Below are 23,216 nucleotides of genomic sequence, written 5' to 3'. Positions count from 1 at the left end.
CATGAGCGACATCATCAGGCTCACCGCGGCCGAGACCGCCGCGAAGATCGCCTCCGGCGAACTGAGTGCCGTGCAGGTCACCGAGGCCCACCTGGCCCGCATCGAGGCCGTCGACGAGAAGGTGCACGCCTTCCTGCACGTCGACCGCGAGGGCGCGCTGGCCCAGGCCCGCGCCGTGGACGAGAAGCGCGAGCGCGGCGAGAAGCTCGGCCCGCTGGCCGGCGTCCCCCTCGCGCTCAAGGACATCTTCACCACCGAGGGCATCCCCACCACCGTCGGCTCGAAGATCCTTGAGGGCTGGATCCCGCCGTACGATGCGACTGTCACCCGGCGCCTCAAGGCCGCCGACGTCGTCATCCTCGGCAAGACCAACATGGACGAGTTCGCCATGGGGTCCTCCACCGAGAACAGCGCCTACGGCCCGACCGGCAACCCCTGGGACCTCACCAGGATCCCCGGCGGCTCCGGCGGCGGCTCCTCCGCGGCCCTCGCCGCCTTCCAGGCGCCGCTCGCCATCGGCACCGACACCGGCGGCTCCATCCGCCAGCCCGCGTCCGTCACCGGCACCGTCGGCGTCAAGCCGACCTACGGCGGCGTCTCCCGCTACGGCATGGTGGCCTTCTCCTCCTCCCTCGACCAGGGCGGCCCCTGCGCCCGTACGGTCCTGGACGCGGCCCTGCTGCACGAGGTGATCGCCGGGCACGACCCGATGGACTCCACCTCCATCGACGCGCCGGTCCCCGCCGTCGTCGAGGCCGCCCGCAACGGCAGCGTGGACGGCATGCGCGTCGGCGTCGTCAAACAGTTCCGCGGCGAGGGCTACCAGGCCGGTGTCGTCCAGCGCTTCGACGAGTCCGTGGAGCTGCTGAAGTCGCTGGGCGCCGAGATCGTCGAGCTGGACTGCCCGTCCTTCGACCTCGCGCTCTCCGCGTACTACCTGATCGCGCCGTCCGAGTGCTCCTCCAACCTCGCCCGCTTCGACGGCCTGCGCTACGGCGCGCGCGTCGGCGACGACGGGACGCACTCCGCCGAGGAGGTCACCTCCCTGACCCGCGAGGCCGGCTTCGGCCCCGAGGTCAAGCGCCGCATCATGCTCGGCACGTACGCCCTGTCGAGCGGGTACTACGACGCGTACTACGGCAGCGCCCAGAAGGTCCGCACCCTGATCAAGCAGGAGTTCGAGCGGTCCTTCGAGCAGGTCGACGTGATCGTCTCCCCGACGACCCCGACCACCGCCTTCGCGATCGGCGAGCGCGCCGACGACCCGATGGCGATGTACCTGGCCGACCTGTGCACCATCCCCACCAACCTGGCGGGCAACGCGGCCATGTCGCTGCCCTGCGGCCTCGCCCCCGAGGACAACCTGCCGGTGGGTCTGCAGATCATCGCCCCCGCCATGAAGGACGACCGGCTCTACAGGGTCGGCGCCGCCGTCGAGGCCGCCTTCGTGGAAAAGTGGGGCCACCCGCTGCTGGAGGAGGCACCGTCGCTGTGAGCAAGCTGTCGAAGGCCAAGGGCTTCAAGAAGTCCAAGAACGGCCTGTACCTGTCCATGGCCACCACGGCGTTCGGCGCGCTGAGCGTCGCCAAGCAGGCCAAGCTCGCCCGGGCCGAGAGCGACACGCTCCGCCTGGTCGACGCGGCCGTGTCCGCCGCCGCCATCGTCACCGGACTCGCCATCCTCTACCGCGAGCTGAAGCGCCTCGGCGACGACGACGTCCTGCTGGGCTGAGAGGGAAGTTTCACCGTGACCACCACGACCGACCTGGTGTCGTACGAGGACGCACTCGCGTCCTACGACCCCGTCATGGGCCTCGAGGTCCATGTCGAACTCGGCACCCACACCAAGATGTTCTGCGGCTGTTCGACCGCGCTCGGTGCCGATCCGAACTCCCAGACCTGCCCCGTCTGCCTCGGCATGCCCGGCGCGCTCCCGGTCGTCAACGCGACCGGCGTCGAGTCGGCCGTCAAGATCGGTCTCGCGCTCAACTGCGAGATCGCCGAGTGGTGCCGCTTCGCCCGGAAGAACTACTTCTATCCGGACATGCCGAAGAACTTCCAGACCTCCCAGTACGACGAGCCGATCGCCTTCGACGGCTACCTCGACGTGCAGCTGGAGGACGGGGAGACCTTCCGCGTCCAGATCGAGCGCGCCCACATGGAGGAGGACACCGGCAAGTCGCTGCACGTCGGTGGCGCGACGGGCCGTATCCACGGCGCCTCGCACTCCCTGCTCGACTACAACCGCGCCGGCATCCCGCTCATCGAGATCGTCACCAAGCCGATCGAGGGAGCGGGCGAGCGGGCCCCCGAGGTCGCGCGGGCGTACGTCCGCGAGCTGCGCGAACTCATCCGTGCCCTCGGCGTGTCCGAGGCCCGCATGGAGATGGGCCAGATGCGCTGCGACGTGAACCTGTCGCTGCGCCCGCACGGCCGGGAGAAGTTCGGCACCCGAAGCGAGACCAAGAACGTCAACTCGCTGCGCTCCGTCGAGCGCGCCGCCCGCTTCGAGATCCAGCGGCACGCCGCCGTGCTGAACGACGGCGGCACGATCATCCAGGAGACCCGCCACTTCCACGAGGACACGGGGTCCACCACCTCGGGCCGCGTGAAGGAGGAGGCCGAGGACTACCGGTACTTCCCGGAGCCCGACCTGGTGCCCGTCGCCCCGTCCCGCGAGTGGGTCGAGGAGCTGCGGGCGGGACTGCCCGAGCTGCCGCTGGTGCGCCGCAACCGGCTCCGCGAGGAGTGGGGCATCTCCGGCAACGACATGCAGTCCATCCTCAACGCCGGAGCGCTGGACCCGATCGTCGCCACGATCGACGCCGGTGCCGACGCGGCCTCCGCCCGCAAGTGGTGGATGGGCGAGCTGGCCCGCAGCGCCAACGAGTCGGGCACGTCGCTGGACGAGCTGGCGATCACCCCGGTCCAGGTTGCCCGCGTCGCCGAACTGGTGACCAAGGGCGAGCTGAACGACAAGCTGGCCCGCCAGGTCATCCTGGGCGTCCTCGCCGGCGAGGGCACGCCGGACGAGGTCGTCGACAAGCGCGGCCTGAAGGTCGTCTCCGACGAGGGCGCGCTGACCACCGCGGTCGACGAGGCCATCGCCGGCAACCCGGGCATCGCGGACAAGATCCGCGGCGGCAAGGTGGCCGCGGCGGGCGCGCTGGTCGGCGCGGTCATGAAGGCCACCCGGGGTCAGGCGGACGCGGCCCGCGTCAAGGAACTGATCCTGGAGAAGCTGGGTGTCACCGAGGGCTGAGGCCCGGTACACCACGAGCCCTGGGGGGACGCGCCGACCGCAGCGCGTCCCCCCAGGGCCGTTGTTGTGAAGAAGCCCACTAAGTCCGCAAAGGATCTCTTCTGCCTGCAAGAGTGATTCCGCATCGCTCATGCGTTCTTTGCGGGCCGTTCACCCCATGGACGACCGTTCCCGGCGTTCCCGGCTTAACGGGTGTTTCCGGTCAAAGATCCACAATCAGACACCCCTGGGAGCACGTTCGTGGCAGCCCTCGCACGCTGGTGTGTTCAACGTCGCCTCGTAACCGTTCTGCTCTGGCTGCTCGCCCTCGGTGGCGTCGCCACGGCCGCCACGGTCGCCGGCTCCGCGTACTCCAACGACTACGGCATCCCGGGCACCGGCTCCGACCGCGCCTCCCGGCTGCTCGAGTCCCGCTTCCCCGACCTCGGCGGCGACAGCGACACGATCGTCTGGCACACCACGTCGGGCACCGTCCGCGCCACCGACGTCGAACAGGCGATGACCCGCACCCTGGACCGCATCGCGGACCTGCCCGGCGTGGCCGCGGTCACCAACCCGTACGACGACCCCGACTCGCCCCTGATCAGCGAGAACGCCGACACCGCCTACGCGACCGTCACCTTCGAGGACGCCTCCCAGGACATCGACGCGGGCCAGGCGCGGGCCGTGGTCGACACCGCCGAGGCGGCCGAGACCGACGGACTCCGCGTCGAACTGGGCGGCGACGCCATAGCGCTGACCGAGTCCGGCGGCAGCCATCTCGCCGAGGCGGTCGGCGTGGCCGTGGCAGCGGTCGTCCTCTTCCTCGCCTTCGGCTCCGTCGCCGCGGCCCTGCTGCCCATCGCCACCGCGCTGGTCTCCGTCGGCACCGCCTACGCCGGCATCACCCTGCTCGGCCACGCCATGACCGTCGCCGACTTCGCGCCCATGCTGGGCACCCTCATCGGACTCGGCGTAGGCATCGACTACGCCCTGTTCATCGTCACCAGACACCGGCGCGGACTGAAGCGCGGCCTGTCCGTGGCGGAGGCCGCCGCCGACGCCGTGGCGACCACCGGACGGGCCGTCGTGTTCGCGGGCGCCACCGTCTGCATCGCCCTGCTGGGCATGCTGATCCTCCGGCTGAGCTTCCTCAACGGCGTGGCCGTCGCCGCCTCGCTGACCGTGCTCCTCACCGTCGCCGCCTCCGTCACGCTGCTGCCGGCCCTGCTGTCGTACATCGGCCCGCGCGCCCTGAGCCGGCGTGAGCGGCGCCGACTCGCCGAGCACGGTCCCGAGCCGGAGGTGGCGACCGGGTTCGCCGCCCGCTGGTCGGCCTTCGTCGAGCGCCGGCCGAAACTGCTCGGCGCCCTCGCCCTCGTCGTCATCACCGTCCTCGCCCTGCCCACCCTCGGCCTGCGCCTGGGCACCTCCGACCAGGGCAACGACGCCAAGGGCACCACCACCCGCCAGGCCTACGACCTCCTCGCCGACGGTTTCGGCCCCGGCGTCAACGGCCCGCTCACCCTGGTCACCGAGGTCCGCGGCGCCGAGGACCGGCTCGCCCTGGACAACCTCGACGCGACCCTGCGCACCGCCGAGGGCGTCTCCTCGGTGACCCCGGTGACGTACAACTCCGGCGGCGACGCCGCGTACCTCACCGTCGTACCCGAGTCGGCGCCGCAGTCCGAGGACACCAGCGACCTGGTCGAGCGGCTGCGTTCCGAGGTGCTGCCGCGCGCCGAGGCCGGGACCGCGCTCGACGTGCACGTGGGCGGCGTGACGGCGGGCTACGACGACTTCGCCGACGTCATCGTCGGCAAGCTGCCCCTGTTCGTCGGCGTCGTCATCGGCCTGGGCTGCCTGCTGCTCCTGCTGGCCTTCCGCTCCGTCGGCATCCCCCTCAAGGCCGCCGCCATGAACGTCGCGGCCGTGGCCGCGGCCTTCGGAGTGGTCGTGGCGATCTTCCAGTGGGGCTGGGGGAGCGAACTGCTCGGCCTCGGCAGCGCGGGTCCCGTCGAACCCTTCCTACCCGTGATCATGGTCTCGGTGCTCTTCGGGCTCTCCATGGACTACCAGGTCTTCCTCGTCAGCCGGATGTACGAGGAATGGCTGGAGACCGGCGACAACCGCCGTGCCGTCCGGGTCGGACTCGCCGAGACCGGCCGGGTGATCAACTCCGCCGCCGTCATCATGATCTCGGTCTTCCTCGCCTTCGTCCTCAGCGGCGACCGCGTGATCGCCATGTTCGGCATCGCGCTCGCCGCCGCCGTCGCCCTGGACGCCTTCGTGCTGCGCACCCTCCTGGTGCCCGCCCTGATGCACCTGCTCGGCCGCGCCAACTGGTGGCTGCCGCGCCGCCTGGACGCCCTCCTGCCGCGCATCAGCATCGAGCCGCCCGAGTGCCGGGCCGCCCATGAGAGGCTGGCCGCGGTGACGGACGCCGAGGTGGCGGACGTCCTTGCGGAGGAGGAACGGCAGCGGGATGTACGCGATACCACTGGGTGACGACGGAGCCGAACTGCGCCCCCTGGAGACCTGGCACGCCGAGGAGTTCCTGGCCCACCTGGACCGCGGCCGGGACTTCATCACCGAGCACGTCCCCTTCGGCTCGAAGGCCACCGACGTCGACTCCGCGCGTGAGGTGCTCCAGACCTACGCCGACCGGCGCGCCGCCGACCGCGGCTTCCTGCACGGGCTGTGGCTGGACGGCACGCTCGTCGGCGGTGTGCTCTACCACCCCTTCGACACGGCCACCGGGGTCTGCGAGATCGGCTGCTGGCTGGAGCCCGCCGGAACGGGCCGCGGCCTGGTCACCCGCGGTGCCCGGGTGCTGATCGACTGGGCCTTCGACGAGCGCGGCATGCACCGTGTGGAGTGGTACGCCTCCTCGGCGAACACCCCGAGTGTCAACGCCGCGCGGCGACTCGGCATGATGCGTGAGGGCCTGCTGCGCGAGAGCTTCCCCCACCGGGGCGCACGCCAGGACATGGAGGTGTGGGCGGTGCTCGCACCCGAGTGGCGTGCGGCCCGCGAGGCACGCGCGCGTGCCGCTCGAAAGGATCATTAAGGGACCTCTCAGACAGCGTCCGTACGGTGCGAGGCATGGGAACGAAGACAGTGGACGAGACCGGCGTGAAGACCGACGAGCACAAGACGGACGAGACCGCCGAGGCCACCGGGTCCACCGAGGCCTCTGAAACCGCTGAAGCCGCTGAGGGCGCCGGAACCGCCGAGCAGTCCGGGACCGGCACTCCCGACGGCACCGGCACGCCGGAGGACGCCGACGCCACGGACGGGACCGACGGCACCGACGCGGCCGGGGCCGGCCCCACCGGCGTCGGACAGGGCGCGGGCGCCGTCGTCTCCGCCGGCCTCGGCATCGTCTCCCTGACCGGCAGCTGGGTCGGCACCGTGGCCTCCGCGCGCGAGTCGCTGATGGGCCAGCTGGAGACCTCCTCGTCGTCGAACGTCGGCACGCTGATCGAGAAGGGCTACGGCAACGCCTGGCAGGCCACCGCGATGTGGGGCGGAGTCTTCGCCCTGGTCGCGCTGATCGTCGGCGTCGTCGTGCTGGCCCGCCCCGCGTTCGGCGCGCCCGGCCGCCCGCAGGCGCCGTGGATCAAGTCGGTCGCCTGGGCGGGCGTCGCCCTCGGCGTCATCGGCCTGCTCCTTGCCGTACTGAAGTACACGGACGTCCTGCTGGGACTGCCCTCCACCGGCTGACCGGGCATTTCTGAGGGGTCTTAGGGCAACCGCACGCCTGTGGCGCGCGCCCTAAGACCCCTCACGCACGTCTAAGGCCCCGCGCGGCGCCGAAGATGCGGAACTTGCCCGATGTGGCCCACCCCCCTGGGAGACGAAGGTTGAGGCATCGCGAACGAGCGAAGCCGAATCCGGCTCTCAACGATGGGACACACCATGTACGAGTACCAACTCCAGCAGTACCGCTCCGCCGAACTGATCCGCCGCGCCGACCAGGCCCGGCTGGCCCGCGAGGTGCTCCGGGCCCGTCGCGCCGCCCGCCGGGAGGCCCGCCACGGCGCCGCCGAGGCGGAGAGCCATACGCCGCGGCAGCGCCGGCCCTGGTTCGCCCGGGTCGCGTGAACGGGGGAGCCGGGGAGGGAGGCCGCACGGCCTCCCTCCCCGCCGTCGTTCCCGGCACCGTCGTTCCCGGCACCGTCCACGTGCCGAAAACCGGTGCCCCGCTGTCGGACCCGCGTGCGATGCTCGGGTCCGTGGAGACCAGGTCCGTCAGTCCCGTGTTCGTCGGCCGTACCGGCGAACTGGACACGTTGAACGACGCGCTCGCCCGTGCCGCCGGTGGCGACGCCCCCCGGGCGTCCGCATCCGGGGGAGAGCCGCAGGCCCTGCTGCTCGGCGGCGAGGCCGGCGTCGGCAAGACCCGCCTCGTCGAGGAGTTCGCCCGCGCCGCCTGCCGGCAGGGCGCCGTCGTCGCACTGGGCGGCTGCGTCGAGATCGGCGCCGACGGGCTGCCCTTCGCGCCCTTCTCCACCGCCCTGCGCGCTCTGCGCCGCCACCTGCCCGAGGAGCTGGCCGCCGCGGCCGCCGGGCAGGAGGAGGAGCTGGCCCGGCTGCTGCCCGAACTGGCCGAGGGCGCCCCGGTCACCGGCGGCGGACGGCACGACGAGGAGAGCATGGCGCGGCTGTTCGAACTCACCGCCCGCCTGCTGGAGCGGGTCGCCGCCCGGCACACCGTCGTCCTCGTCCTGGAGGACCTGCACTGGGCCGACGCCTCCACCCGCCACCTGATCGCCTACCTCTTCCGCACCCTGCGCACCGGCCGCCTCGTCGTCCTCGCCACCTACCGTTCGGACGACATCCACCGCCGCCACCCGCTGCGCCCCCTGCTCGCCGAGCTGGACCGGCTGCGCACCGTCCGCCGCCTGGAACTCGGCCGCTTCACCCGCGACGAGGTGGGCCGGCAGATCGCCGGGATCCTCGCCCAGGAGCCCGACCCGCTCCAGGTCGACGCGATCTTCGAACGCTCCGACGGCAACGCCTTCTTCGTGGAGGAACTGGCCGTCGTCGCCCACGAGGGAAGCTGCGCCGGCCTCACCGACTCCCTGCGCGACCTGCTCCTGGTCCGCGTCGAAGCGCTGCCGGAGAGCGCCCAGCGGGTCGCCCGGATCGTCGCCGAGGGCGGCTCCACCGTCGAGTACCGGCTGCTGGCCGCCGTCGCCGGGCTCGCCGAGGACGACCTCATCGAGGCGCTGCGCTCCGCGGTGAACGCCAACATCCTGCTCCCCGCTCCCGACGGCGACGGCTACCGCTTCCGCCACTCGCTGGTCCGCGAGGCCGTCGGCGACGACCTGCTCCCCGGCGAACGCTCCCGCCTCAACCGGCGCTACGCCGAGGCACTGGACGCCGATCCCACGCTGGTGCCCGCCGCCGAGCGCGTGATGCGCCTGGCCAGCTACTGGTACCACGCCCACGCGCCCGCCCAGGCCCTGCCCGCCGTCCTGGAAGCCTCCGTCGAGGCCCGGCGAAGGCACGCCTACTCCGAGCAGCTGCGGCTGCTGGAGCGCGCGATGGAGCTCTGGGACTCCGTCCCCGACGACGTACGTGCCACCCTGCGCCCCGTCGACTACACCGAGGTCTACCCTCCGTGCGGCTGCGACCCCGCCACCACGCCCCTGCGCTACCTGGACCTGATGGCCGAGGCGGCCGTCGCCGGGCGGCTGTGCGGGGAACGCGAGCGCGCCATGAAGATCACCAAGCGGGCGCTGCGCCTCCTGGAGGACGAGCAGGACGCGGCCGCCGGGGCGGGCGCGAGCGGCCGGGACCCGCAGCGCGCCGCCTGGTTCTGGACCCAGCGCTCGCTGCTGGTGCAGGCGCAGGGCCGCGGCGACGGCTGGCGGGAGCTGGGCATCGCCCAGGAGCTGGTCCGCGGCCTGCCGCCCTCCCAGGTGCACGCCGAGGTGCTGGCCATGTCGGCCAACTGGTCGATGCTCCACTCTCCCGGCCCCGACGCGATGACCGCCGCCGAACGGGCCGTCGAGTACGCACGCATGGTCGGCGCCGACGAGATCGAGCAGAACGCCCGGCTCACTCTCGGCGGCCTGATGGTGGACGCAGGCCAGATCGACGCGGGACTCGCCGAGATGTTCCAGGTCAGGGACCTCGTGGTGGCGCAGAGCAGGTCCGTCGTGGTGGCCCGCAGCCACGTCAACCTGCCCTCGTCCCTGGAGAGCGTCGGCCGCTCGCGGGACGCGCTCGGCATCCTGCGCGAGGGCGTCGAACTCACCCGGCGGATGGGCCTGCTGGAGTCCGAGGCCTGGGTCTGGGGCAACCTCGCCGAGTCGCTGATCTCCCTGGGCCGCTGGGACGAGGCCCTCGAAGCGGCGGACCGGGCCGGGGCGCCGGGCCGCAGCCCCGCACCACGCGGTGGCGCCGCGCTCAAACGCGCCGCCGTCGCCCTCGCCCGCGGCGAGCAGGCCGAGGCCGCCCGGCTGCTCGGCGAGGCCCGCACCGCCTACGGCACCCACGACCCGATGCCGCAGTACCAGCTGCCGCTGGCCGCGCTCACCGTCGGCATCGCCGCGGCCGAGGGCCGCCTCCCCGACGCCCGCGCCGAACTCGTCCGCGCCCTGGACGAGGGCTTCCCGCCCGGCACCCAGCGCTACGGCTGGCCCCTGCTGCTGTCCGCCGCCGCGGCGGAGGCCGACGCGCGCACCCTGCCGGCCGCCGAAGAGGGCCGAGCCGCCGTCCTCGCGCGCCTCACCGAGGCCGCGAAGCACCTCACGACGGGCGCCCCCGTCTGGGCCGCCCACGAGCGGTGGGTCCGCGCCGAACTCCACCGCGCGCGGGACCGTGACACCCCGCAGCTCTGGTCGGAGGCCGTCACCGCCTTCGAATGCCTGGAGCGCCCCTACGACCTCGCCCGCGTCCGGCACCGGCTGGCCGCCGCCCTCCTCGCGACCGGCGGCGAGGACGAGCGCGCCCGGGCCACGGAGCTGCTGCGGCTGGCCCGCACCGTCGCCGACCACCTCGGCGCCCGCCCGCTGTCCGACGCCGTCGCCCTGCTCGGCCGCCGCGCCCGCCTCACGCTGGGCCACGCCGCGGGACCGGCCACCGCGCCCGAGCCCGCGGACCCGGCCGACGCCCTGGGCCTCACCGGCCGGGAGCGCGACGTGCTGCGGCTGGTCTCCGACGGCCGCACCAACCGCCAGATAGCCGAGGAACTCTTCATCTCGCCCAAGACGGCCAGCGTCCACGTGTCGAACATCCTGGCCAAGCTGGGCGTCTCCGGCCGCGGCGAGGCGGCGGCGGTGGCCCACCGGCTGGCGCTGTTCCCCGCCGAACGGCTCACGTCCGGTTCGACCGAGTGAGGCTTACGCTGTAAGGGACGCCGACCGACGGAGGCACGATGTTCAACGCATTCGAGGAACTCTTCTCCCCCGGCCGCAAACACACCCGCGACGAGCAGAACCGCCTCGAACTGACCCGCGAGGACATCGGCGACGGCGACCCCGGCCACGGCCCGATAGACCTGACCTCCGGCAAGGTCGTCGTCCACCGGCCGCGCTCCGGGGAGACGGAGACCGCCGCCCCGGAGGAGGAGTAGCCGGCCGCTACTTCACCTCGAGCTCCAGGATCCGGTCGTCGTCGCCCTTCGCGTCGCCGCGGCCGTCCGTGTTGCTGGTGACCAGCCACAGCTTGTCGCCGCCCGCCGGGGCCACCGTGCGCAGCCGGCCGTACTCGCCCTTCAGGAAGGCCTGCGGTTCGGCCGCGGCCTCCGTGCCCTTCAGCGGGATCCGCCACAGCCGCTCACCGCGCAGCCCCGCCATCCACACGGATCCCTCGGCGTAGGCGATGCCGCTGGGGGAGGCCTCGTCGGTGCTCCACTGCGCGACCGGGTCGTGGAACCCGGAGCCGCCGCCCTTGCCCTCCGCCTCGGGCCAGCCGTAGTTGTCGCCCGGCTTGATCGCGTTCAGCTCGTCCCAGGTGTCCTGGCCGAACTCCGAGGCGAACAGCCGCTGCTTGCCGTCCCAGGCCAGGCCCTGCACGTTCCGGTGGCCGTACGAGTACACGGGGGAGTCGGGGAAGGGGTTGCCGGGCGCCGGCTCGCCGTCCGGGGTCATCCGCAGGATCTTGCCGCCGAGGGACTTCCTGTCCTGCGCCAGACCCGTGTCGCCGCTCTCGCCGGTGCCCGCGTAGAGCATCTTGTCGGGGCCGAAGGCGATCCGGCCGCCGTTGTGGATCACACCCTTGGGGATGCCCCGGAAGACCGTGTCCGGCGCACCCAGCTGTTCGCCCGCCGGCTTCTTCTCGTCGTACAGCATGCGCACGATCCGGTTGTCCGAGGCGGAGGTGAAGTACGCGTAGATCATGTGGTCCGAGGCGTAGGCGGGGGAGAGCGCGATGCCGAGGAGGCCGCCCTCGCCGGACGCGGAGACCCCGGGCACCTCGCCCAGCTCCGTCTTCTCGCCCGACTCCGCGTCGACGCGCGTGATCGTGGCCTCGTCGCGGGAGGAGACCAGCAGGTCGCCGCCCGGCAGCGGGGCCAGGCCCCAGGGGCTCTTCAGCCCCGTGGCGACCGTGCGGAGCACCTTCACCGAGCCCTTCGCGGGCGGTGCCTCCTCGCTGGGCGATCCGGCGGGCGAGGACCGCGCCGCCGTACTGGCCGGGGAGGTGCCGCCGTCCGCTCCGGGCGGGTCCCCGCCGTCGGAGGAGCAGCCGGCCGTCAGCAGGAGGGCGGTGGCCAGCACGGCCGGCACGGCTCGACGTCGCACGATCTCGGTCCCTTCGACGGGGCGGGTTCTCCCTGTCATACACCGCAGGAGCTTTCCAGGTTCCCGATCGCCCAATCCCGAATCCGGCGGCGTCCTGCGCGGGCCGCCGCAGGCGTCACTCCCACGACCCCTGCGCCGGCGGCAGCACCCGCAGCTCCGCCAGATCCCGCTCGGTCAGCCGCAGTCCCGCCGCGCCCGCGTTCTGCGTCACCCAGCGCTCCTGCTTGGTGCCCGGCACCGGCACCACGTGCCGCCCCTGCGCCAGCACCCAGGCCAGCGCCACCTGCGCCGCGGTGACCCCGTCGCCGTGCCGGGCCGCGATCCGGCGCAGCGTGGCCACGATCGGCTGGTTGGCGGCCATCATCTCGGCGGTGAAACGGGGGTGCCGGGCCCGCAGGTCCTCCGGCTCGAAACCCTGGCCCGGCGTCAGCGTGCCGGTCAGGTAGCCGTTGCCCAGCGGCATCGCGGCCAGGAGGCCGACGCCGCGCGAGACGCACCACGGCAGCAGCGTCCGCAGCGCCTCCGGCGACCACACCGACAACTCGGCCTCGACCGCGCTGACCGGGAACACCTGCTGGACCCGCTCCAGTTGGCGGACGGTCGCGTCGTACAGCCGGGCGCCCGGGCGCCGGGTGGACCGCGCGCCGACCGCGCAGAGCCCGAGCGCCCGCACCTTCCCGGCCCGCACCAGCTCCGCCATCGCGCCCCAGGTCTCCTCGACGGGTATCTCGGGGTCGGCGCGGTGCAGTTGGTAGAGGTCGATGACGTCCGTCTGGAGCCGGCGCAGGGACGCGTCGCAGGCACGCCGCACGTAGCCGGGGCGGCCGTTGGCCACGATGTGCTGCTCGCCCACCAGCAGACCGACCTTGGTCGACACGAAGGCCTCGGACCGCCGTTCCCTGAGCACCCGGCCCAGCAGCAGCTCGTTGGTGAACGGGCCGTACATGTCCGCCGTGTCCAGCAGGGAGACACCGAGATCGAGGGCCCGGTGCACCGCCCTGAGCGACTCGTCGCCCCGCTGCCGCGAGGCGCTGTACGCCCAGCTCATCGGCATGCACCCCAGTCCGACGGCCCCCACCGCGAGTGCCGTCGCGCCGATCGTCCTGCGCTCCACCGGTCGTGACCCTCCCTCGTCAGGCCACCCAACCTAACCGCTGCCTCTTCGTGCCCTGACATAGCCTCCTGACCATGACTGCTGACGTGTGGCTGCCCATCCCCCCGGACGAGATCGAGGGCCTTCCCGAGGGCCCCGCCTACCGCCACTGGGACGGGGAGGAGACCTACCCCGCCGACCCGGCCGACTGCGTGTACTACGTCGTCCCCTACATGAAGGCGGGCGGGGTCGGCGTCCGTCCGCTGCCCGAGATGCGCTCCGTCCAGGTCGTCCAGACGCTCTCCGCGGGCATCGACCACGTCGAGCCCGGCCTGCGGCACCTGCCCGCGGGCGTACGGCTGTGCAACGCGCGCGGCGTGCACGAGGCCAGCACCGCGGAGCTGACCCTGACCCTGATCCTGGCCTCGCTGCGCGGCATCCCGGACTTCGTGCGGGCGCAGGAGCGCGGCGAGTGGCTCGGCGGAGGTTTCCGGCCCGCGCTCGCGGACCGGACGGTGCTCATCGTCGGGTACGGGTCGATCGGCGCCGCGATCGAGGACCGGCTCGTGCCGTTCGAGGTCGCGCCGGTCGTGCGCGTCGCGCGCTCCGCCCGCGCCACGGAGCGCGGCCCCGTGCATCCGCTCACCGAACTCCCGGCCCTGCTCCCGCAGGCCGACGTCGTCGTCCTGTCCACACCGCTCACCGAGGCCACCCGCGGCCTGGCCGACGCCGAGTTCCTGGCGCGCATGAAGGACGGCGCCCTGCTCGTCAACGTGGCGCGCGGACCCGTCGTGGACACGAAGGCGTTGCTCACCGAACTGGAGAGCGGGCGCCTCACCGCGGCCCTGGACGTGACCGACCCCGAACCGCTGCCGCGGGACCACCCGCTGTGGCATGCTCCCGGCATAGTCGTCAGCCCGCACGCGGGCGGTCCGACCTCCGCGTTCCTGCCGCGCGCCAAGCGGCTGCTGGTGGACCAGTTGAACCGTTTCGTGAACCGGGAGCCGCTGCGCAACGTGATCCTGACGACGGGCGCGTAATCCGTTTCGGGCACCCTCCGCAATCCCCCGGATGCGGTGGGTGCGCACATATCCGCTGGTCGTCACGGAGCGTAGAGAACCTATGTCCCTGAGTGACGATCCTGGTGTATCGTCCGACAGGGGACGCGCCGCGCACCGTACGGCGCCGGGGACGGACATCTCAGACTGTGAGGGGGGCGACGGGCGATGCACGGCCTATGGACCAACGATCCGACGCGGCGGAGCCGCCGCCGGCGACCCTGGCGCACGACGGCCACGACCGCGCGCGAACGGGGCCGGCACAGCCACCCCGGCCGGCCGGGCCGGCGCAGCCCCCACCCGCTCCGGCCGGGCGGGAGCGGAAGGCAGGAGCGGCCGGTCCACCGGTGCCGGTGTGCGCGGGACGCGGGAGCGGTACGGACTGGGAGGCCGCGGTGAGTCCGCCCCCCGTGTCCACGCTGGAAGGAGCGCTGCGCGACGGCCGGGCCGCGCCCGGACCGCTGCTGCCCCGGTCGTCGGCCGCCGCCGGCACGACGCCCCTGGTCCGCCAGCTGGTGCTGGCCCTGGTCTGCGCGGCCTACGCCGTCGGCGCCGCGCTCGGCTGGGGCTCCGCGTACGTCGCCAAGATCATGGGCGACTTCGGGCTGAGCGCCGCCGCCGCGGCAGCCGCCGTCTCCTGCTTCCTCTACGCCCGCGGGAGCCGCGTCCGCTTTCGACCGGCCTGGCTGCTCTTCGCCCTCTCCTCGGCGATGGCGTCCCTGGGCAACCTGGTCTGGGGGTGGTACGAGGTCGTGCTGCGGGTGCCGGTGCCCAGCCCCAGCTACGCGGACCTGTTCTTCCTGTGCTTCGCCCCGCCCGCCATCGTGGGGCTCCTGGTGCTGGCCAAGCGGCCGGTGACCAAGGCCGGCTGGATCTGCCTGGGCCTGGACGCCTGGCTGATCGGCGGTTCGCTGCTCACCCTGGCCTGGAGCCTGGCCCTCGCGCAGGCGGCGAAGGCCGAGGGCGGCTCCAGCGTGGCCCGCTCCGCGCTCTCGGTGGCGTATCCGCTGCTCGACATCGCCCTGGTCAGCATGGTGCTCGCGCTGCACTTCAGGCGGTCGCCCGTCTGCAGGTCCGCCGTCAACACGGCCATCGGGGCGCTCGCCCTTACGGTGATGTGCGACGCCCTGTTCACCTCGCCGCTGCTGCACAACAGCTACCGCTCCGGGCAGTTGCTCGACGCGGGCTGGTTCGCCGGCTCCCTGCTGCTCGCCTACGCCCCCTGGGCCGCCTCCCGGCGCGGGCGGGCGGCGCCGGACGACCGGGGCTCTGGCGGGCACACCCGCGTGGTGCGCGAACACGTGCCCGGGCAGCGCGGTGCCGGCCACCAGCCCACGCCTCCCTCGGTGCCCCCCGCCACGCCTCCCTCCCTGCCCGGCCCCGGACAGGGCGGCGAGCGGGGCCGGTACCCGGCCGCCCGGCCCATCGCCGGGTCCCTGGCCGCGCTCACGCCGTACCTCGCGGCCGCCGTCTGCACCCTGGGCATCCTCTACAACGTGCTCAACGGCCGCAGCGTCGACCGCGTCGTGCTGCTGACCGGCGGCACCGTGGTGCTCGCGCTCGTCGTCCGGCAGGGGATCATGCTGCTCGACAACATCGTCCTCACCCAGGAACTGGCCCAGAAGGAGAACCACTTCCGCTCCCTGGTCCAGGGCTCGAGCGACGTCATCATGATCGCCGCACCCAACGGCATCCTGCGCTACGTCTCCCCGGCCGCCGCCGGTGTCTACGGGCGCCCGGCGGAGGAGCTGGTGGGCGGCGAACTGGCCGGGCTCATCCATCCCGAGGACCTCGGCTGCGTGGTCCACGAGGTGCGCCGGTTCCTGGCCGCCAGTCCCGTCGAGGAACCCACCACGCGCATCGAGTGCCGCTTCCGTTCCGGGGAGGGCGGCTGGCTGAACGTCGAGTCGACCGTCAACCGGCACCACGGCGGCCTCATCTTCAACAGCCGGGACGTGACCGAAAGAGTGCGCCTCCAGGCGCAGCTCCAGCACAACGCCGAGCACGACCCGCTGACCGACCTGCCCAACCGCGCCCTGTTCACCCGGCGCGTCCAGCAGGCCCTCTCCGGCCGCCGCGCCTCCGACCGGGGTGCCGCCCTGCGCGGCACGGCGGTGCTCTTCATCGACCTCGACGGCTTCAAGGGCGTCAACGACACCATCGGGCACCAGGCCGGCGACGAGCTGCTCGTCCAGGCCGCCCGCAGACTCCACGAGGCCGTCCGCAAGGGCGACACCGCCTCCAGACTCGGCGGCGACGAGTTCGCGGCCCTGATCGTCGGAGACGGGGCCCGGGACCGGGCCGCCCGCGAGGGCCACATCCGGGAGTTGGCCGACCGGCTCAGGCTGACGCTCTCCCAGCCCTACCTCATCGACGGCAACGAGGTCCGGGTCAACGCCTCCATCGGCGTGGCCTTCGCCGAACCGGGCCTCGGCGCGGGCGAGTTGCTGCGCAACGCCGACCTCGCCATGTACCGGGCCAAGGCGGGCGGCAAGGGACGCGTCGAGCTGTACCGACCGCAGATGCAGCAGGACGTCGTACGCAAGGCCGAGCTGGCCACGCGCCTGCGGGCCGCGCTGCACGACGGGGAGTTCGCGCTGCTGCACCAGCCGGTGGTCTCCCTGACGGACGGCCGGATCACGTCGGTCTGCGCCCAGGCGCGGTGGCGCTCCTCGCAGGGCGTGCTGTTCACCCCCGCCGAGTTCCTGCGGGTGTCCGAGGACGGCGACAGAACCGCCGAACTGGACCGCTGGGTGCTGCGCGAGGCCGTCGAGCAGGCCGCCGAGCGCGCGGCGGCCGGCCTCTCCGTGACCGTGGCCATACGCATCGGCGCCCGCCGCCTGCTGGACCGCTCCATGCCACTGGGCTCCGTGGAGGCCCTGCTGACCCGGCACGGGCTGCCCCCGGGCTCCCTCGTGATCGAGCTGTCGGACATCGACCCACGGGTCGGCCTCGACGAGCTGGACCGCCGGCTGAACGCCCTGCGCAGGGTCGGTGTCCGGATCGCGCTGGACGGCTTCGGCAGCGGCTACGCGGCGATCACCGCGCTGCGGCGGCTGCCCGTGGACGTTCTCAAGCTGGACCGCGGCCTGATCGAGGGCGTCGTGGAGTCCGCGCGGCTGCACAAGATCACCAGTGGTCTGCTGCGCATCGCCACCGACCTCGGGCTGAAGTCCGTCGCCGACGGCGTCGACCTGCCCGAGCAGATCGTCGCCCTGCGCGCGATGGGCTGTACGCACGGACAGGGCATGGCGTTCTCCGGGGCCCTGGACGAGTACCGGCTGCGCAGAGCGCTCGGAACCGGCCACTACCCGGTGCCGCACGGTCCGGCCGAACCGGCCTTCGCGGGCGGCGGTGCCGGGGTGTACAGCACGGGTGTCGGTGGCCCCGCCGCCGGTCAGGTCGCCGGAGGTGTCGCTTCCGGGCTGCCCGCCGTCCTCGGTGGTGGCACGGCGTTGCGCTCACATGATGAGACTCCCGTCCCACCCACTTGACAGTGAGTGCGCGCCGGAGGGAAGGTCAGTGCCATGCGCACCCGAATTCTCGTACTTGGAAAGCGCGTCGGCTGAAGCTGGTGACGTCCGGACCGACCCGGACTCCCCGCGACCCACACCGACGCGCTCCCCTCGCTTGCCTTATGGCACGAGGGGTTTTTTGTTGCACAGGCACTTGCCGAACAGCAGCACAGAACGCCCAAACCTCGCAAAAACCCTCAGCATCGAGAAGAGAACGCCGATGACCGAGCAGGCCACCGGGGCTCACCCGCAGCCCCGGCCCCGATCCGGAGGACAGTCCGCCCCCGAGCACGTCACGGGTGCGCAGTCCCTCATTCGCTCTCTCGAGGAGGTCGGCGCCGACACCGTATTCGGCATTCCCGGGGGCACGATCCTTCCGGCCTACGACCCGCTGATGGACTCCACCAGGGTGCGCCACGTCCTGGTCCGCCACGAGCAGGGCGCCGGCCACGCGGCCACCGGCTACGCGCAGGCCACCGGCAAGGTCGGCGTCTGCATGGCCACCTCGGGCCCCGGTGCCACCAACCTGGTCACCCCGATCGCCGACGCCAACCTGGACTCCGTGCCGCTGGTCGCGATCACCGGACAGGTGGTCTCCTCCTCGATCGGCACGGACGCCTTCCAGGAGGCGGACATCGTCGGCATCACCATGCCGATCACCAAGCACAGCTTCCTGGTCACCAAGGCTGAGGACATCCCCAAGACGATCGCGCAGGCGTTCCACATCGCCTCCACCGGCCGTCCGGGCCCCGTCCTGGTCGACATCCCCAAGGACATCCTCCAGAAGAAGACCACCTTCTCCTGGCCGCCGGTCATGGACCTGCCCGGCTACCGCCCGGTCACCAAGCCGCACGCCAAGCAGATCCGCGAGGCGGCCAAGCTGATCTCCGCGGCGAAGCGGCCCGTGCTCTACGTCGGCGGCGGCGTCCTCAAGGCGAAGGCCACCGCCGAGCTGAAGGTCCTCGCCGAACTCACCGGAGCGCCCGTCACCACCACCCTGATGGCGCTCGGCGCGTTCCCCGACAGCCACCCGCTGCACGTGGGAATGCCGGGCATGCACGGTGCGGTCACCGCCGTCACCGCGCTGCAGAAGGCCGACCTGATCGTCGCCCTCGGCGCCCGCTTCGACGACCGCGTCACCGGCAAGCTGGACAGCTTCGCCCCGTACGCCAAGATCGTCCACGCCGACATCGACCCGGCCGAGATCGGCAAGAACCGTGCCGCCGACGTCCCGATCGTCGGCGACGCCCGCGAGGTCGTCGCCGACCTCGTGCAGGCCGTCCAGAAGGAGCACGACGAGGGCAACAAGGGCGACTACAGCGCCTGGTGGAAGGACCTGAGCCGCTGGCGCGAGACCTACCCGCTCGGCTACGACCAGCCCGCGGACGGTTCGCTCTCCCCGCAGCAGGTCATCGAGCGGGTCGGGCAGCTGGCGCCCGAGGGCACGATCTTCGCGGCCGGTGTCGGCCAGCACCAGATGTGGGCGGCGCACTTCGTCCAGTACGACAAGCCCGCCACCTGGCTGAATTCCGGCGGCGCCGGAACCATGGGCTACGCCGTCCCGGCCGCCATGGGCGCCCAGGCCGGCATGCCCGACCGCACCGTCTGGGCGATCGACGGCGACGGCTGCTTCCAGATGACCAACCAGGAACTGACCACCTGCGCCCTGAACAACATCCCGATCAAGGTCGCCGTCATCAACAACGGCGCCCTCGGGATGGTCCGCCAGTGGCAGACCCTGTTCTACAACCAGCGGTACTCCAACACGGTGCTGCACTCCGGCCCGGACGACGTCAACCCTCAGGCCCGCGGCACCCGGGTCCCCGACTTCGTCAAGCTGTCGGAGGCCATGGGCTGCTACGCCATCCGCTGCGAGGACCCCGCCGACCTCGACAAGGTGATCGAGGAGGCCAACTCCATCAACGACCGCCCCGTCGTCGTCGACTTCGTCGTCCACGAGGACGCGATGGTCTGGCCGATGGTCGCCGCCGGCACCTCCAACGACGAGATCATGGCCGCCCGGGACGTCCGCCCCGACTTCGGCGACAACGAAGACGACTGAGCGAGAGAGACCGAAGAGACCATGTCCAAGCACACGCTCTCCGTCCTGGTGGAGAACACCCCCGGCGTCCTGGCACGGATCACCGCGCTGTTCTCCCGCCGCGGGTTCAACATCGACTCGCTCGCCGTCGGCGTCACCGAGCACGCCGACATCTCCCGCATCACCATCGTGGTGAGCGTCGAGGACTTCCCGCTGGAGCAGGTGACCAAGCAGCTCAACAAGCTGGTCAACGTGCTCAAGATCGTCGAGCTGGAGCCCACCCAGGCCGTCCAGCGCGAACTCGTTCTGGTGAAGGTGCGCTCCGACAACGAGACGCGCTCCCAGATCGTCGAGATCGTCCAGCTGTTCCGCGCCAAGACGGTCGACGTCTCCCCGGAGGCCGTCACCATCGAGGCCACCGGCAGCAGCGACAAGCTGACCGCCATGCTCAGGATGCTGGAACCGTACGGCATCAAGGAGCTCGTCCAGTCCGGCACGATCGCCATCGGCCGCGGCGCCCGTTCGATCACCGACCGCTCGCTGCGCGCACTCGACCGGTCCGCATAACGACGGAAACGGGCGGCCGCGGACACCGCCGGCCGCCCAAATTCCGAGACCCCGAAACTTCCCCTCCCCCCACCGGCATACGGTGGGACGCAACGCCTGCACACAAGGAGAGAACCCAGTGGCCGAGCTGTTCTACGACGCCGACGCCGACCTGTCCATCATCCAGGGCCGCAAGGTCGCGGTCATCGGGTACGGCAGCCAGGGCCACGCCCACGCCCTGTCGCTGCGCGACTCCGGTGTCGACGTGCGCGTCGGTCTGCACGAGGGCTCCAAGTCCAAGGCCAAGGCCGAGGAGCAGGGCCTGCGCGTGGTGAGCCCGTCCGAGGCCGCCGCCGAGGCCGACGTCATCATGATCCTGGTCCCGGACCCCATCCAGGGCGAGGTCTACGAGAAGGACATCAAGGACAACCTGAAGGACGGCGACGCGCTGTTCTTCGGCCACGGCCTGAACATCCGCTACGGCTTCGTCAAGCCCCCGGCCGGTGTGGACGTCTGCATGGTCGCCCCCAAGGGTCCGGGCCACCTGGTGCGCCGTCAGTACGAGGAGGGCCGCGGCGTTCCCTGCATCGCCGCCGTCGAGCAGGACGCCACGGGCAACGGCTTCGCGCTGGCCCTGTCGTACGCGAAGGGCATCGGCGGCACCCGCGCCGGCGTCATCAAGACGACCTTCACCGAGGAGACCGAGACCGACCTGTTCGGTGAGCAGGCCGTCCTGTGCGGCGGCACGGCCGCGCTGGTGAAGGCGGGCTTCGAGACCCTGACCGAGGCCGGTTACCAGCCGGAGATCGCCTACTTCGAGTGCCTGCACGAGCTGAAGCTGATCGTGGACCTCATGTACGAGGGCGGCCTGGAGAAGATGCGCTGGTCGATCTCCGAGACCGCCGAGTGGGGCGACTACGTCACCGGCCCGCGCATCGTCACCGACGCCACCAAGGCCGAGATGAAGAAGGTCCTCGCCGAGATCCAGGACGGCACCTTCGCCAAGAACTGGATGGACGAGTACCACGGCGGTCTGAAGAAGTACAACGAGTACAAGAAGCAGGACTCCGAGCACCTCCTGGAGACCACCGGCAAGGAGCTGCGCAAGCTCATGAGCTGGGTCGACGAAGAGGCGTAGGTCTTTGCCCCGCGGGGGTGTCCGGCACGCTGGACACCCCCGCGGGATCCACTTCCGGGTGATGCTTCCGCAGGGGCGCAGGACACTGCCCGCCACGCCACTAGACTGCTGAACACATACGCGTCAGGCCCACAGCGTCGTGCGTCTTCCACGCGGCTAGCAACCCTCCGCATGCGGCCGTCGGGACGGCCGTCCGCATTGGACTTGTGAGGACTCACGTGAGCTCGAAACCCGTCGTACTCATCGCCGAAGAGCTGTCGCCCGCGACCGTGGACGCGCTCGGCCCCGACTTCGAGATCCGCCAGTGCAACGGCGCGGACCGGGCCGAACTGCTCCCCGCCATCGCCGACGTGGACGCGATCCTGGTCCGCTCCGCCACCAAGGTCGACGCCGAGGCCGTGGCCGCCGCCAAGAAGCTCAAGGTCGTCGCCCGCGCCGGGGTCGGCCTGGACAACGTGGACGTCTCCGCCGCCACCAAGGCCGGCGTGATGGTGGTCAACGCCCCGACCTCCAACATCGTCACCGCCGCCGAGCTGGCCTGCGGCCTGATCGTCGCCACCGCCCGCAACATCCCGCAGGCCAACGCCGCGCTGAAGAACGGCGAGTGGAAGCGCAGCAAGTACACCGGTGTCGAGCTGGCCGAGAAGACCCTCGGCGTCGTCGGCCTCGGCCGCATCGGCGCCCTCGTCGCGCAGCGCATGTCGGCCTTCGGCATGAAGGTCGTCGCCTACGACCCCTACGTGCAGCCCGCGCGGGCCGCGCAGATGGGCGTCAAGGTGCTGTCCCTCGACGAGCTGCTCGAGGTCTCCGACTTCATCACCGTCCACCTGCCCAAGACCCCCGAGACCCTCGGCCTGATCGGCGACGAGGCGCTGCGCAAGGTCAAGCCGAGCGTCCGCATCGTCAACGCCGCGCGCGGCGGCATCGTGGACGAGGAGGCGCTGTACTCGGCGCTCAAGGAGGGCCGCGTGGCCGGCGCCGGCCTCGACGTGTACGCCAAGGAGCCGTGCACCGACTCGCCGCTGTTCGAGTTCGACCAGGTGGTCTGCACCCCGCACCTCGGCGCCTCCACCGACGAGGCCCAGGAGAAGGCCGGCATCGCCGTCGCCAAGTCGGTGCGTCTGGCCCTCGCCGGTGAGCTGGTCCCCGACGCGGTCAACGTCCAGGGCGGCGTCATCGCCGAGGACGTCAAGCCGGGTCTGCCGCTCGCCGAGCGCCTCGGCCGCATCTTCACCGCGCTCGCCGGCGAGGTGGCCGTCCGCCTCGACGTCGAGGTCTACGGCGAGATCACCCAGCACGACGTGAAGGTGCTGGAGCTGTCCGCCCTCAAGGGCGTCTTCGAGGACGTCGTCGACGAGACGGTGTCGTACGTCAACGCCCCGCTGTTCGCCCAGGAGCGCGGCGTCGAGGTCCGGCTGACCACCAGCTCGGAGTCCCCGGAGCACCGCAACGTGGTGACCGTGCGCGGCACCCTCGCGGACGGCGAGGAGGTGTCGGTCTCCGGCACGCTGGCCGGCCCGAAGCACCTGCAGAAGATCGTCGCCGTGGGCGAGTACGACGTGGACCTCGCCCTCGCCGACCACATGGTCGTCCTGCGCTACGAGGACCGTCCCGGCGTCGTCGGCACCGTCGGCCGCGTCATCGGCGAGGCCGGCATCAACATCGCCGGCATGCAGGTCGCCCGTGCGACGGTGGGCGGCGAGGCGCTGGCCGTCCTGACCGTCGACGACACGGTGCCTTCCGGGGTCATGGCGGAGGTCTCGGCGGAGATCGGGGCGACGTCGGCCCGGTCCGTCAACCTCGTCTGAGGTGTGCGTGGGCCCCGGGAG

The 23,216-nt window shown here is 72.1% G+C and carries 17 protein-coding genes; 15 read left to right on the top strand and 2 right to left on the bottom strand.

Annotated features, from left to right (window positions below):
• Position 1 precedes the first annotated feature (1 nt).
• The 9 genes from gatA (at position 2) to ACIQFU_RS19600 (ending at position 10,828) form a co-directional block, all read left to right on the top strand.
• A complete protein-coding gene (gatA, locus tag ACIQFU_RS19640; RefSeq protein ID WP_402553018.1) occupies positions 2–1,495 on the top strand; it encodes an Asp-tRNA(Asn)/Glu-tRNA(Gln) amidotransferase subunit GatA in 1,494 nt (497 codons plus the stop codon).
• A complete protein-coding gene (locus ACIQFU_RS19635; RefSeq protein ID WP_166002421.1) occupies positions 1,492–1,731 on the top strand; it encodes a hypothetical protein in 240 nt (79 codons plus the stop codon). Before gatA ends, ACIQFU_RS19635 begins: the two co-directional genes overlap by 4 nt.
• 15 nt (positions 1,732–1,746) lie before the next feature.
• Complete coding sequence (gene gatB, locus ACIQFU_RS19630; protein ID WP_402553017.1) at positions 1,747–3,261, top strand: Asp-tRNA(Asn)/Glu-tRNA(Gln) amidotransferase subunit GatB; 1,515 nt, start codon at positions 1,747–1,749, stop codon at positions 3,259–3,261.
• A 240-nt stretch (positions 3,262–3,501) separates the two neighbouring features.
• Positions 3,502–5,748, top strand: a complete 2,247-nt coding sequence (locus tag ACIQFU_RS19625) for an MMPL family transporter (RefSeq protein WP_402553015.1) — start codon at positions 3,502–3,504, stop codon at positions 5,746–5,748.
• Complete coding sequence (locus ACIQFU_RS19620; protein ID WP_402553014.1) at positions 5,726–6,310, top strand: GNAT family N-acetyltransferase; 585 nt, start codon at positions 5,726–5,728, stop codon at positions 6,308–6,310. Before ACIQFU_RS19625 ends, ACIQFU_RS19620 begins: the two co-directional genes overlap by 23 nt.
• 35 nt (positions 6,311–6,345) lie before the next feature.
• Complete coding sequence (locus tag ACIQFU_RS19615) at positions 6,346–6,966, top strand: hypothetical protein (RefSeq protein WP_402553012.1); 621 nt, start codon at positions 6,346–6,348, stop codon at positions 6,964–6,966.
• A gap of 195 nt (positions 6,967–7,161) precedes the next feature.
• On the top strand, positions 7,162–7,347 hold the full coding sequence (locus ACIQFU_RS19610) for a hypothetical protein (protein ID WP_402553124.1): 186 nt from the start codon (positions 7,162–7,164) through the stop codon (positions 7,345–7,347).
• 119 nt (positions 7,348–7,466) lie between these two features.
• The gene (locus ACIQFU_RS19605) at positions 7,467–10,592 is read left to right on the top strand and encodes an AAA family ATPase (protein WP_402553011.1); all 3,126 of its coding nucleotides are present in this window, start codon (positions 7,467–7,469) and stop codon (positions 10,590–10,592) included.
• A 38-nt stretch (positions 10,593–10,630) separates the two neighbouring features.
• Complete coding sequence (locus ACIQFU_RS19600) at positions 10,631–10,828, top strand: DUF6191 domain-containing protein (RefSeq protein WP_402553009.1); 198 nt, start codon at positions 10,631–10,633, stop codon at positions 10,826–10,828.
• 7 nt (positions 10,829–10,835) lie between these two features.
• Here the strand turns inward: ACIQFU_RS19600 and ACIQFU_RS19595 are convergent, their stop codons facing one another.
• Both ACIQFU_RS19595 and ACIQFU_RS19590 read right to left on the bottom strand, forming a co-directional pair.
• Positions 10,836–12,035 (bottom strand): PQQ-dependent sugar dehydrogenase, encoded by a 1,200-nt coding sequence (locus ACIQFU_RS19595; protein ID WP_402553007.1) that lies wholly within the window; start codon positions 12,033–12,035, stop codon positions 10,836–10,838.
• A gap of 76 nt (positions 12,036–12,111) precedes the next feature.
• Positions 12,112–13,110, bottom strand: coding sequence for an aldo/keto reductase (locus tag ACIQFU_RS19590; RefSeq protein WP_402553006.1), 999 nt, complete (start codon positions 13,108–13,110; stop codon positions 12,112–12,114).
• A gap of 74 nt (positions 13,111–13,184) precedes the next feature.
• Between ACIQFU_RS19590 and ACIQFU_RS19585 the strand changes: the two genes are divergently transcribed.
• The 6 genes from ACIQFU_RS19585 to serA all read left to right on the top strand — a co-directional run bounded on the left by ACIQFU_RS19585 (position 13,185) and on the right by serA (position 23,195).
• Positions 13,185–14,129, top strand: coding sequence for a 2-hydroxyacid dehydrogenase (locus ACIQFU_RS19585; protein ID WP_402553004.1), 945 nt, complete (start codon positions 13,185–13,187; stop codon positions 14,127–14,129).
• A 413-nt stretch (positions 14,130–14,542) separates the two neighbouring features.
• The gene (locus tag ACIQFU_RS19580; protein ID WP_402553002.1) at positions 14,543–17,641 is read left to right on the top strand and encodes a putative bifunctional diguanylate cyclase/phosphodiesterase; all 3,099 of its coding nucleotides are present in this window, start codon (positions 14,543–14,545) and stop codon (positions 17,639–17,641) included.
• Between the two features lie 241 nt (positions 17,642–17,882).
• Positions 17,883–19,724: an acetolactate synthase large subunit gene (locus tag ACIQFU_RS19575; protein ID WP_402553000.1), complete on the top strand. Its 1,842-nt coding sequence runs from the start codon at positions 17,883–17,885 to the stop codon at positions 19,722–19,724.
• Between the two features lie 21 nt (positions 19,725–19,745).
• A complete protein-coding gene (ilvN, locus tag ACIQFU_RS19570) occupies positions 19,746–20,270 on the top strand; it encodes an acetolactate synthase small subunit (protein ID WP_031039333.1) in 525 nt (174 codons plus the stop codon).
• A 118-nt stretch (positions 20,271–20,388) separates the two neighbouring features.
• Positions 20,389–21,387 (top strand): ketol-acid reductoisomerase, encoded by a 999-nt coding sequence (gene ilvC / locus ACIQFU_RS19565; RefSeq protein WP_402552998.1) that lies wholly within the window; start codon positions 20,389–20,391, stop codon positions 21,385–21,387.
• Between the two features lie 218 nt (positions 21,388–21,605).
• Positions 21,606–23,195 (top strand): phosphoglycerate dehydrogenase, encoded by a 1,590-nt coding sequence (serA, locus tag ACIQFU_RS19560; protein ID WP_402552997.1) that lies wholly within the window; start codon positions 21,606–21,608, stop codon positions 23,193–23,195.
• Positions 23,196–23,216: the final 21 nt, after the last annotated feature.

It is taken from the genome of Streptomyces sp. NPDC093065 (assembly GCF_044754585.1).
In the GTDB taxonomy this organism is placed as follows: domain Bacteria; phylum Actinomycetota; class Actinomycetes; order Streptomycetales; family Streptomycetaceae; genus Streptomyces.
Note: the sequence above shows the minus strand (reverse complement) of the source record. Positions and strands in the feature narration are given on the sequence as shown.